General features: G+C 40.0%; 5 protein-coding genes. All 5 read left to right on the top strand.

The window, feature by feature from the left end:
* A partial coding sequence (locus tag RMY31_RS19700; RefSeq protein WP_409878105.1) for an amino acid adenylation domain-containing protein occupies positions 1–2,917 on the top strand: 2,917 nt, incomplete at its 5' end.
* A 4-nt stretch (positions 2,918–2,921) separates the two neighbouring features.
* Positions 2,922–4,334: a condensation domain-containing protein gene (locus RMY31_RS19695; protein ID WP_322664026.1), complete on the top strand. Its 1,413-nt coding sequence runs from the start codon at positions 2,922–2,924 to the stop codon at positions 4,332–4,334.
* 238 nt (positions 4,335–4,572) lie between these two features.
* Positions 4,573–5,454: a cupin-like domain-containing protein gene (locus tag RMY31_RS19690; RefSeq protein ID WP_322664028.1), complete on the top strand. Its 882-nt coding sequence runs from the start codon at positions 4,573–4,575 to the stop codon at positions 5,452–5,454.
* A gap of 56 nt (positions 5,455–5,510) precedes the next feature.
* On the top strand, positions 5,511–6,767 hold the full coding sequence (gene ectB, locus RMY31_RS19685; protein ID WP_322664030.1) for a diaminobutyrate--2-oxoglutarate transaminase: 1,257 nt from the start codon (positions 5,511–5,513) through the stop codon (positions 6,765–6,767).
* A gap of 60 nt (positions 6,768–6,827) precedes the next feature.
* Positions 6,828–13,515: amino acid adenylation domain-containing protein (locus tag RMY31_RS19680; RefSeq protein WP_409878104.1), on the top strand; the 6,688-nt coding region annotated here is incomplete at its 3' end.

Raw genomic sequence — 13,515 nt, 5'->3', positions numbered from 1 at the left:
ACAACAGCATTTAGTCGAAAAACTCAGCCAACATCAAACACAAATCATTTGCTTAGACAGTGACTGGCAGCAAATCGCTCAACAAAATTCACAAAACCCCAACACAAACGTCACCCCAGATGATGTAGTTTATGTAATTTATACCTCCGGCTCCACAGGCAAACCCAAAGGAGCAATCAACATTCATAAAGCCCTATGCAATCGCTTGTTGTGGATGCAAGATGCTTTACAACTGTCGCCATCAGATCGAGTTTTGCAAAAAACACCCTTTAGCTTTGATGTTTCAGTTTGGGAATTTTTCTGGCCGTTAATCACAGGAGCAAGTTTAGTTTTTGCTAAACCCGAAGGTCATCGCGATAGTGCCTACTTAGTAGAACTAATAACTAGCGAACAAATTACCACACTTCACTTTGTACCTTCAATGCTGCAAGTGTTTCTGGGCGAACCAGAATTAGAAAACTGTCACAGCCTCAAACGGGTGATTTGTAGTGGTGAGGCTTTATCGTTTGAACTTGAGCAAAGATTTTTTGCGCGTGTTGAGGCACAGTTATACAACCTTTACGGGCCGACGGAAGCAGCGATTGATGTGACTTGGTGGCATTGTCAGCCAAATAGCAAGCAACGGATTGTGCCGATTGGTAAACCGATCGCCAATACGCAAATCCATATATTAGATAAATATCTGCAACCAGTGCCTGTGGGTGTACCGGGTGAGTTGCACATTGGTGGGGTGGGACTGGCAAAGGGTTATTTGCATAGAGAAGATTTGACAGCCGAGAAGTTTATTGCTAATCCTTTTAAGGATGAGATTGCAACTAGCAGTCCTCGCCTTTACAAAACTGGGGATAAAGCCCGCTATTCCCTAGATGGTACGATTGAGTATCTGGGACGAGTTGACTTTCAGGTAAAGATTCGTGGCTTCCGCATTGAACTTGGAGAGATTGAGGCGGTTTTAAGTCAATATCCTCATGTGCGGGAAGTTGTGGTTGTAGCAAGCGAGGATGAGGTTGGTTCTAAGCGTTTGGTCGCTTATATTGTTCCACACAAAGATAAAACACCAACAATTGCTCAACTGCGCCAGTTCTTAGAGTCGAAGCTGCCGAATTACATGGTGCCAGCAGCTTTTGTGATGCTAGAGGCGCTGCCGTTGATGCCTAACGGTAAGGTGAACAGGCAAGCATTGCCAGCACCAGATACAAGTAGACCTGAGTTAGAGAAAGCTTTTGTAGCTCCTCACACTCCTGCCGAAGTTAAGCTTGCTGAAATTTGGGCGGAATTTCTGAATGTGGAACAAGTAGGCATCGATGACAATTTCTTTGAGTTGGGTGGTGATTCCATCATTGCTATCCAAATCATCACTAGAGCTAACCAAGCTGGTCTAAAACTGACGAATAAACAATTATTTCAGCATCAAACCATTGCCGAATTAGCAGCGCGTGCAGTTCCCAAGTCCACAATCGCCGAACAAAATCTCCAAGTCGAGCAAGGAATTATCAAAGATTCGGCATCTCTGACACCCATTCAGCATTGGTTCTTCGAGCAGAATCGACAAGATCCGCACTACTTTAACCAAACATTTGTTTTAGAACTGCAACAAATACTCGACCCTGAGATTTTAGAGCAGGCATTACAGGAGTTGATTTTACACCACGATGCTCTGCGCTTGCAGTTTGAACCCACAACCTCTGGCTGGAAACAAGTTTTAGCCGATCGCAATGTGATGCCATTGAGATATTTAGACCTTTCAGCTTTGGCACTGCAAGAACAAGAGCAAGCTTTTGAAACAACTGTTACGGAATTGCAAAGCAGTTTTAACTTATCTATAGCCCCGTTAGTGCGAGCTGCTTTGTTCAACTTGGGAGTGCAGCAGCCAAGCCGCTTGCTGTTGATCGTCCATCATTTGGTTGTGGATATTTTCTCTTGGAGAATTTTACTTGAGGACTTGCAAACTTGTTACCAACAACTCAGTCAAGGAAGAAAAGTGCAACTACCAGCAAAAACAACTTCTTTCTTGTATTGGTCTGAACGCTTGCAAGATTATGCACACTCTGCTATACTACAGCAACAGTGGAATTACTGGTTTAGCACATTCCATAAGCAAGAGCCTCGTTTGCCAGTAGATTTTCCAGGTGGTAAAAATACAGTCGCTTCAGCCCGCAATGTAGCGATCGCTCTCAATATTGAAGAAAGCCAAACTTTACTAAAGAAGGTATCGCAAGCTTACAACACTCAAATAAATGATGTTTTACTAACAGCACTGGCACAGGCTTTTTATCAATGGACGGGCGATCGCTCTGTGTTAGTAGCTTTAGAAAGTTTTGGACGGGAAGATATTTTTCCCGATGTGGAACTGTCGCGGACGGTGGGTTGGTTTACATCTTTATTTCCCATCCTCTTAAATTTGGAGAAAGCTTCCCATCCAGGGGAAGCATTGAAAGCAATTAAAGAACAACTGCGGAGTATCCCCAATCGGGGCATTGGTTACGGTCTCCTACGCTATCTCAGCGAAAAGACAGAAAACAGTGAGTTATTGCCAACACAGCCACAACCAGAAGTTCTTTTCAATTATCTCGGTCAATTAGATCGAACTTTCTCCAAGTCATCGCTATTCAAATTAATTCCAAAGTTTAGTGGATTAGCAAGTAGTCCGCAAAACCAAAGGAGCGTACTTTTGGAAATCAACGGTTTTGCGATTAACGGTCAGTTGCAATTTGACTTGACTTATAGCGAAAAAATACATCAACGCTCTTCCATCGAAAGATTAGCCCAAGAATTTGTCAAAGCATTGCAAGCGATCGCCACTCACTGTCAATCACCAGAAGTCAAAGGTTACACACCTTCTGACTTTCCAGAAGCAAACTTAAATCAAAAAGACCTCGACCAGTTTTTAGCGAAGCTGACCCGAAAAAACAAGTAGAACAATGAAAACAGAAAATATAGAAGATATCTACGAAGTCTCACCCATACAGCATGGTATTCTCTTCCATAGTTTATGTACTTCTGAAGTAAGCCTCTACTTTGTCCAATTGGGCTTTACTTTTCATGGTGATTTAAACATCGTCGCTTTTGAGCGTGCTTGGCAGCGAGTCGTAGACCGACACACCATCTTGCGTACCAGCTTTTATTGGGAAGACATGGAAAAACCCTTACAAGTTGTGTACAAAAACGTCAAAGTATGCATAGAACAACAAGATTGGCGCTCAATAGACCCAGATGAAGTGCAAACGCGTTTGAGTTCGTTTTTGAAACGCGATCGCGATCGGGGTTTTGATTTTTCCCAAGTTCCCCTGATGCGCTTAATTCTCATCCACCTAGAAGACGACTCTTACCAATTCATCTGGAGTACACACATGATCATGTTGGATGGGTGGTCATATCCGCTAGTGCTTAAAGAAGTTATTGATTTCTACGCAGCATTTTGTCAAGGTGAAGATATACCTTTCAAACCTGGCAGTAGTTTTCGCAACTACATAACCTGGCTACGACAACAAGATTCATCTACATCTGAGAACTTCTGGGGGCAAATGCTTAAAGGAGTAAAAACACCCACTTCCCTAAGCAATCTAGATGTTGGTAATTTGTCCAATCCCGAAGAAAGATATGATGAAGTTCAAATCGAGATCTCAAAAGCAATCACCGCAGATTTACAATCTCTAGCCAGACAGCATCGTCTCACAATCAACGTGCTTGTTCAAGGGGTCTGGGCTTTGCTGCTAAGTCGCTATAGTTGCCGCAACGAGGTGATTTATGGATGTACTGTTTCCGGTCGTCCTGTAGATTTAGATGGTTCCGAGTCCATGATAGGTGAGATGGTCAATACCTTGCCAGTAAGAGTCAAAATTGATGGCGAACAGTATCTCATACCTTGGCTCAAGCAGTTTCAGGAACAACTTGTAGAGATTCGTCAATACGAATACACCTCTTTAGTAGATATTCAAAAATGGAGTGAAATACCACAAGGTACATCCTTATTTGAGAGTATATTTGTATTTGAAAACCAACCAATTGACAGGATATTACGAGAATCACAAGCGCAAAATAAAGCTATAAACTTCTCGCGTCCCCTTAATCTTTACAAAACAAACTATCCTCTTAACTTAGTTGGCTATCCAGGTTCCGAATTACGAATTGGTATTAGTTACGATTTTCGTCGCTTTGACACGACAACAATTACTGGTATACTCAAGCATTTTGAGATATTACTTCAAAATATCGCAATTAATCCCGAAGTGCGCCTCAAAAACTTATCTTTGCTGACAGTACAAGAGCAGCAAATAAAAGCGATGTTAGACAAACAAGTAACATTTAACTTTGATTTAGCTTTGTCTAATTAAGTAATGACTGTAAATGAAGAAGAATCCATAAGTCAGAATCGATTAATGGGGGGATTCAGACCAGCCACGAATTATAGACCGCTCAATTAAAAATTTATCGAGGGTGCAAAAATGCCGTTTATTCATTTGCCATCCACACATAATTCAATTAGAGAATTCTGACTCCTGAATTCTAATTTAATAAAGCAACACATGTCTGGTGAACAATGCTCTACGTTCATCATTACAAGAGGAAATTATGCTGACAGTATCTTCAGAAATTGAACGAATTCACCAACTTACAGGTGAAGAATTTATAGCAAAATATGTAAATAAATCTAAACCAGTAATTATTTCAGGAGTTATTCCCAAATGGGATTGTTTTAGGAAATGGTCATTACAATATTTCCAGTCAATTGCCCCCGACCTAAATATATATGCCAAACATTTTCAAAATGGTCAAATTAAAGTAGAAAATTTCACTATTCATGAATACGCAAATATTCTAGAAGAATATGAAAAAACAAAAGCGGATATTCTACCTCCATATTGTCACGATACTCCCTTGTTTAGCTTAATTCCTACACTCATCAAAGATGTTCAAACATTTCCGCTAGATTACTTACCAAAATGGTATGCTTATAAATGGTGGCGCTATTGTCAATTTTTTATTGGCGCATCTAATAGCCTAACTCCTTTACATTTTGATTGTCTTCTGACCAACAATCTTTTCTTTCAAATTGCTGGACGTAAACAATTTACTCTCTTATTGAGCAAAGAATCTCAATATTGTTATCGACATAATTGGCGATGGTTTAAGGTCGATCCAGAAAAACCCGATTTAGAGCAATATCCCCTATTTAAAAATGCAACACCTATAACAATAATTGTGAACCCCGGAGAGATTTTATATATGCCTCCTGGTACACTACATCATGTGAGAAGTCTAGACATGTCAATTTCTTTTAATATTGATTGGCATACACAGAAGAGTGTTTTGACTGGTCTAGTAGCTGGTTTAAAGGGTATGCCACCAAAAAATGTGTATTACAACTTTTTATTAACATTAGGTTTAGTATTAAAAGTTCCACCTCAAGTCATATTCCATTTTTATAAGTCTTATTTAAATTACATTTCTTAATTGATTAAGCATACTACTTTGCCATTTTCATAACAACTAAAAGCAGGAATTTTTTAATGAATATCTTTGAGCAGCGAGAGTCAAATGTCAGAAGTTATTGCCGAAATTTCCCGGTTCTATTTCACAGAGCCAAAGGTTCTTTAATTTACTCAGAATCAGGAGAAGCGTATATTGATTTTCTTGCAGGTGCAGGCGCTTTAAATTATGGACATAACAACGATTATATAAAACAGAAGGTGATATCTTATTTAGAAGCTGATGCAATCACCCATGGATTAGATTTTTATACATCTGCTAAAGAAAAATTTTTATCTAAGTTTTTTGAAACGCTACTATATCCTAGAGGCTTAGATTATCGGGTACAATTTTGCGGGCCTACAGGGACAAATGCTGTTGAAGCTGCATTAAAATTGGCCAGGAAAATTAAGAAAAGACCAGGAATATTTTCGTTCATGGGTGGCTATCATGGCATGACATTGGGTAGCTTATCAGTGAGTGGTAATCTAGAAATTAAAGCTGGGGCATTTGGCACATCGAATCATGTAAGTTTTATGCCTTATCCTCATGGATTTATGGAAAAGATTGACACAATAGAGTTTATAGAAGCAGTACTCAATGATGTCAACTCTGGAATTGAAAAGCCAGCAGCAATAATATTTGAAACAGTACAAGCTGAAGGAGGAGTCATTGTAGCGCCAATCGAGTGGATGCAAAAATTAAGACAGTTATGCGATCGCCATGATATTTTATTAATTTGTGATGATATTCAAGTTGGTTGCGGCCGAACTGGTTCATTCTTTTCTTTTGAAAGAGCGAATATTATTCCGGACATGGTAGTACTTTCAAAATCGATAAGTGGTTACGGTTTTCCCATGTCATTATTATTGTTTAAGCCAGAGTTAGATGTTTGGGAACCTGGCGAACACAATGGAACTTTTAGAGGCAATCAACTAGCATTTATAGGTGCAGCAGCTGCACTAGAATACAGAGAAATTACCAATATTGAACAGGAAGTTAAAGCTAAAGAATCTTTTTTACGTAACTTTTTAATCGATAAAATTGCATCAATTAGCGATAAAGTAAAGATACGCGGAATAGGTTTGATTTGGGGTATAGATATTACCGATTTTGGCGATAATAGTTTAACAAAAAAAATTATATCCCGTTGTTTTGAACTAGGATTAATAGTTGAAAGAACTGGCAGGAATAATACTGTAATTAAGATACTGCCTCCTTTAACTATTGAAATGTCCATTTTAGAAAAAGGTTGTTTCATTATTAAACAAGCTTTTGATGAGTGTTTAACAAAGTAAAGTAAGTTAAACACAGTTTTTACTAATTCCCTCAGAAATTATTTTGTTGCAAGGTGACAGATGATGATTGCCAATCACACTAGAGATACATTGACTACTGAAGAGTTATTCTTTCAAAAAATCTATTGGTTAAATCAATTGTCTGGTGAATTACCAGAGACAAATATAATTACAGATTATGTTAGGCCCGCAACTGATTCTGCAAATAATAAATCAATCGCGTTCCAGCTATCAAAAGATTTATCATTCGCGATCGCCCAGCTAACAAACAATTCTAATTTATCAATCTATTTAGTTCTGTTGTCAGCATTAAGTATATTAATGCAGAAATATACTGGTAACAATGATATTATTTTAGGTTCTCCTATTTACAAATTAGAAGATAGCGATCGCAATCTAAATACAATTATTCCTTTGCGTATTAATTTAGAAGAAAAACTGACATTTAAAGATTTTCTTCTTCGAGTTAAAGAAACAACAATAGATGCTTATAGCCATCAAAATTATTTAGTTGATGAGTTAGTTCAAATATTGAATTTGCCCGATAAACAGAATCGCTGTCCATTTTGTGATGTTGTTATTTTGTTAGAAAATATTCATCAGCAGAAAAATCTAGCTGATGTGAGTAATGATTTGACTTTCTCATTCAAAGTTAGCGATCATTTAATTTTAGGAACAATAGATTACAACGAAAGTGTTTTCAGAGAAGACGTTATTAAATATATTATTAAATACTATATCAATATACTTGAATCTGTTACTTCCAACTGTCAAATTCAAATTGCAGACATACCGTTATTAAAAGCAGAAGACAAACAGCAATTATTAGAATTTAACAATAAAGTAAAACAATACCCGATAGATCTGACAATCGATCGATTATTTGAACAGCAAGTAGAGCAGACACCTTTGAGGATTGCTGTCGATTATGAAAATACTCAACTAACATATCAACAGCTAAATGAAAAAGCTAATCAGCTTGCAAGACTTTTACAGAAGTTAGGGTTAAATAAAGATGAAATTGTTGGGATTTATAAAGAGCGGGATATTAATTTCTTAATAGGTATACTTGCCATACAAAAAGCTGGCGGAGCTTATGTACCAATTGATAGTCAATACCCGCCAGATAGAGTTAAATACATGGTTTCTAACAGCGAAGTTAAAATTATCTTAACAGATACTTCTTGCTTAGATTCCTTGTCACACTTCATTGAAAGCTGTTCGTATTTAAAGTCTTTAATTTGTTTAGAAACTCCGTTAGAAAATAAAGAGTTTTCAGAAATAATTGATATTAAGATATATAATCAATCCGATTTTAATCATTTAGCGAAGGAAAATTTAGAAGGCAGTCACGTAGGAACAGATATAGCTTATATGTTATATACATCTGGTTCCACTGGACTACCTAAAGGTGCAATTGTCAGGCATGACGGTGCTATTAACCATATATATGCTCAGTTCGATGAACTAGAGTTAACAAAAGACTTTCGTTTTCTACAAAGCGCTCCTTCTTCTACAGATATTTCCGTATGGCAATTTTTAGCTCCACTGCTTATTGGCGGTCAGACAGTTATAGTAGATACTGAATCAGGTTTTGTTCCAGACAAACTGTTTAAAGTTCTCCAAGAAAAAAGAATCACTGTTGTGGAATTAGTACCAGCAGTATTCGGAGGATTACTAGACTATATTTCCCAATTACCAGCCGACCAAAGATTGTTACCAGATTTAAAGTGGATGATGGTGGTTGGAGAACCTGTCTCAGTAAAGCGAGTAAATCAGTGGTTGAGTTTGTATCCTGCAATTAAAGTAGCTGATGCTTACGGCCCAACCGAAGCAGCGGATGATATCACTCAATTTATCATTGAAAAGCCTTTAATAGAAAACCAACGAACTGTTCCTATTGGTAAACCTTTAGCTAACTTAAATTTGTATATTCTCGACCGAGAAATGCAATTAGTACCGATAGGATTTCCCGGAGAAATTTGTGTATCAGGTATTGGAGTCGGAGAAGGCTATTGGAAAAATGAAGAGAAAACTAAATTAAGCTTTGTTCCTAATCCTTTTCCTGACTCTAGAAAAAAATTACCAGAAAGTAATAAAGATTTAATTTACAAAACCGGAGATTTAGGTAGATGGTTGCCTGATGGAAATATTGAATTTCTGGGACGCATAGATAATCAAGTAAAGATTCGTGGTTTTCGCGTTGAACTGGAAGAAATTGAAGCCTTACTGCGACAGCATCCGGCTGTGCGGGAAACTATAGTTATAGTTAGGGAAGAAACTGGTGACAAGCGCTTGGTTGCGTATGTAGTGACTCAACCCGACCAGTATTTGCAAGAAGACTTAGTATCTGAGTTACGGAATCTTCTCAAACAAAGGTTGCCGCAGCATATGATACCATCAGCTTTTGTGCTGCTAGAGAGTTTCCCATTAGCTCCCAGTGGCAAAGTAGACCGTCGAGCATTACCTGCACCTGACCTCACACAGCTTCAGAGCGAAGGTGACTTTATTGCTCCTTCTACTCCCGTTGAGGAAATGCTCGCTGGAATTTGGGCAGAAGTTCTTGGTATTGAGAAAATAGGTATTCACGACAACTTCTTTGAGTTGGGAGGACACTCCCTGTTGGCGACTCGTGTCATTTCTAAGTTGCGACAAGTCTTTCAAATAGAGTTGCCTTTGCGTAGTTTGTTTGAAAACCCTACAGTAGGTCAATTAGCCCAAGAGATTGAACGCGCTATCAAAGTTGGTAATGGGCTGGAGATGCCACCAATTACACGCATTTCCAGAGAAGAAGATTTATTGCCATCTTTTGCTCAACAGCGGTTGTGGTTCTTGGCACAGTTGGAACCAGACAACCCCATCTACAACATTCCCGGTGTAGTGAAGTTACAGGGAAATTTGAATATAACTGCACTTGAGCAGAGCTTGAATGAAATTTTGCGTCGCCACGAAGCGTTGCGTAGTAACTTTAAAATATCACAAGGGCGGCTTGTAGTTGCGATCGCACCACCAACACCACAGCAGTTGTCAATACTCGACATGAGTGAATTAACTTTTGCAGAACAAGAAGCTAAAGTCAGACAACTAACGCAAACAGAGGCAAAAACACCTTTTAACTTCGAGACTGACTCGTTAGTACGGTTAAAATTACTGCGCCTTAACCAACAGGAGCATGTAATGTTACTTACCTCAAACTACATAGCTTCTGACGCATGGTCAGCTGCCATACTGGTGCATGAGTTATCCACACTGTACAATGCTTTCTGTCAAGGGCAACCCTCGCCTTTAGCCCAACTGCCAATTCAATACCCAGACTTTGCAGCTTGGCAACAACAGTGGATGGCGGGAGAAGTTCTAGAATCTCAACTAGCTTACTGGCAAAAACAGCTAGCTGGAGCGCCCACAGTATTAGATTTACCAACCGACCACCCAAGACCTGCGGTTCAGACTTTTCGAGGTGCTACCTACAAATTTGAGATTTCTCCAGAACTATCGCTTGCACTTAAAACCTTAAGCCAGCAAGAGGGATGTACCTTGTTTATGACAGTGCTGGCGGCTTTTAAGACTTTGCTGTATCGTTACTCTGGTAGTGAGGATATTATTGTTGGATCGCCCATCGCTAACCGTAACCGTGCGGAACTCGAAGGTTTAATCGGGCCTTTTCTCAATACATTAGTACTGCGGACTAAGCTTGGAGGCGACTTTACCTTTCAAGAATTATTAAGTCAGGTTCGGGAAACGTCTCTAGGGGCATACGCTCATCAAGATTTACCCTTTGAACAACTAGTAGAAGTTCTGCAACCAGAGCGTTCTTTGAGCCATACACCACTATTCCAAGTCATGTTTGTGCTTCAGAATGCACCTAAATCAGATTTGGAGTTGATTGGTTTAACTTCGACTTTAATCGATCAAAGTTTTGGTACAGCTAAATTTGATTTAATCTTCTCGGTACTAGAGACTGCTGAGGGACTAAGTGCAACTTTTGAGTACAGTACAGACTTGTTTGAGACTGATACCATCAGCAGGATGGCAGGACATTTGCAGACGCTACTGGAAGCAATTGTTGCCAACCCAGAGCAGGAGTTACGGCAGTTACCACTGTTGACACCAGCAGAGCAACAGCAACTGCTGGAGTGGAATGACACTCAAGTTGAGTATTCCCAAATCCAAATTATCCATCAGCTATTTGAAGCGCAAGTAGAACGGACACCCGACGCTATTGCCGCAGTCTTTGAGGAACGACAATTAACTTATCGGGAACTAAATGCTAGAGCAAATCAGCTAGCACACTACTTACAAACACTTGGTGTTAAACCAGAAGTATTAGTGGGAATTTGTGTCGAGCGATCCCTCGAAATGGCAGTTGGAATTTTAGGTATCCTGAAAGCTGGGGCAGCCTATGTGCCGCTAGACCCGCAATTACCGCAGGAACGCCTGAGTTTCATGTTAAATGATTCACAGGTTAAGGTGCTGTTGACGCAACAGCATTTAGTTACCAAACTAACAGAGCATCAAACAGTTGTAGTGTGTTTGGATAGTGACTGGCAGGTTATATCTCAGTCAACAGAAGAAAATCTTTGCAGCGACGTACAACCTAGTAACTTAGCTTATGTAATTTATACATCTGGTTCCACAGGCAAACCAAAAGGGGTAGCAATGAATCAGCTTCCTCTTTGCAATCTCATCATGTGGCAACTGGAAAATATGAAAGTTGCAAGTGGTGCAAAAACTCTGCAATTTGCTCCTGTGAGCTTTGATGTCTCCTTCCAGGAAATGTTCTCTACCTGGTGTTCCGGTGGGACATTATATTTCATCACAGAAGAATTACGCCGAGATCCCAAAGCTTTATTAGATTTTCTCAACCAAAAAGCTATTGAAAGATTATTTCTGCCCTTTGTTGCCTTACAGCAATTAGCGGAGGTAGCTGGCGATTGTAAATTAATTCCCAGTACTCTGCGGGAAATCATCACCGCCGGCGAACAATTGCAAATTACTCCTACCATTGCCAACCTATTTAGCAACTTAACTGATTGTACTTTGCACAATCATTACGGGCCATCAGAGAGCCATGTCATCACCGCCTTTACCCTCACAGGTTCGGTAAATACTTGGCCAGCGCTGCCTCCCATCGGACAACCAATTAATAATACACAAATTTACATCCTAGACAGCCATCTTCGACAAGTTCCGGTAGGCGTACCTGGTGAATTGCATATTGGTGGTATTTCTCTAGCGCGAGGCTACCTCAACCGTCCAGAGTTAACCCAAGAGAAATTTATTCCCTTCGGAAGAAGCAGGGAGCAGGGAGCAGGGAGCAGGGGGAAAACAGAAGACCAATCCTCTAATTCTGAGCGTCTATATAAAACTGGGGATTTAGCCCGCTATTTGCCCAATGGAGAAATTGAATACATTGGTCGTATAGACTACCAAGTGAAAGTTCGGGGGTTCCGTATCGAACTTGGAGAAATTGAAGCAGTCATCAACCAACACCCACAGGTACGAGAATGTGTAGTTGTGGTTCGAGAAGATGAACCAGGTTCCAAGTATTTGACAGCTTACGCAGTCCTGCATCCAGAGCAGCAACTGACAATTACTGAACTGCGCCACTTCTTAGAGTCGAAGTTACCGAATTATATGGTGCCAACGGCTTTTATGATGCTAGAGTCATTGCCCTTGACACCTAACGGTAAAGTAAACCGTCGAGCGCTGCCAACACCCGATTTAGAGCAACTTGTTTCTAGAAATAGCTTTGTAGCTCCTTCTACTCCCATCGAAGAAATGTTGGCTGGTATCTGGGCAGAAGTTCTTAATATTACCAAAGTAGGCATTCATGACAACTTCTTCGAGTTAGGAGGACATTCCCTTTTAGCTACTCGTGTTACTTCTAAATTGCGGCAAGTTTTTAAGGTAGAATTGCCAGTGCGTCAATTGTTCGAGTCGCCTACCATAGCAGATTTAGCCAAAGATATAGAGAGAGTTACCAAAGCAGGGTTAGAATTAAATGCTCCGCCCATAACTTGCGTTGCCCGGTCGGAAGAATTACTTCTATCTTTTGCCCAACAGCGGTTGTGGTTCCTCGCCCAGTTAGAACCAGGCAATCCCTTCTATAATATCCCCGGTGCAATTCGCTTGCAGGGTCAACTCAACCAACAGGCACTACACGACAGCCTCAACGAAATACTACGCCGTCACGAAGTCTTGCGAACAACCTTCAAAACAATTGCAGGACAACCAATACAAGTCATCTCATCAGTCACAATGTCATTTCCAGTCATTGACCTGAGTCAATTAACTGGCGAACAACAAGAAGCTAAAGTTAAACAACTAGTACAAACAGAAGCCCAACAGCCTTTTAATCTTGAAACTGACTTGATGATTCGGGCAAAGTTACTACGCCTCGACCAACACGAACACGTGCTGCTGTTGACATTCCACCACATTGCCTCTGATGGTTGGTCAATCGGTGTATTTGTATCTGAATTGTCTGCACTTTATTCAGCCTTATGCAATGGACAACCTGCACCTTTACCCGAACTACCAATTCAATACGCAGACTTTGCAGCTTGGCAAAGAAAGTGGCTAGCAACACAAGTATTAAATTCTCAATTTGCTTACTGGCAAAAACAGCTCGCTGGCGCACCAGCAGTCCTAGAGTTACCCACTGACCACCCAAGACCCGCAGTTCAAACTTTCCGGGGTGGTAACTATAGTTTCCAGATATCTCCACAACTGACAACTGCACTGCAAA

Origin of the sequence: Dendronalium sp. ChiSLP03b (assembly GCF_034531165.2) — a bacterium.
GTDB classification, from domain to species: Bacteria; Cyanobacteriota; Cyanobacteriia; order Cyanobacteriales; family Nostocaceae; genus Dendronalium; species Dendronalium minutum.
Note: the sequence above shows the minus strand (reverse complement) of the source record. Positions and strands in the feature narration are given on the sequence as shown.

What these genes read in the sequence shown, in the direction of transcription:
- ectB (WP_322664030.1), top strand. Translation starts at nt 5,511, where the DNA reads ATGAATATCTTTGAGCAGCGAGAGTCAAATGTCAGAAGTTATTGCCGA.
- RMY31_RS19695 (WP_322664026.1), top strand. Translation starts at nt 2,922, where the DNA reads ATGAAAACAGAAAATATAGAAGATATCTACGAAGTCTCACCCATACAG.
- RMY31_RS19690 (WP_322664028.1), top strand. Translation starts at nt 4,573, where the DNA reads ATGCTGACAGTATCTTCAGAAATTGAACGAATTCACCAACTTACAGGT.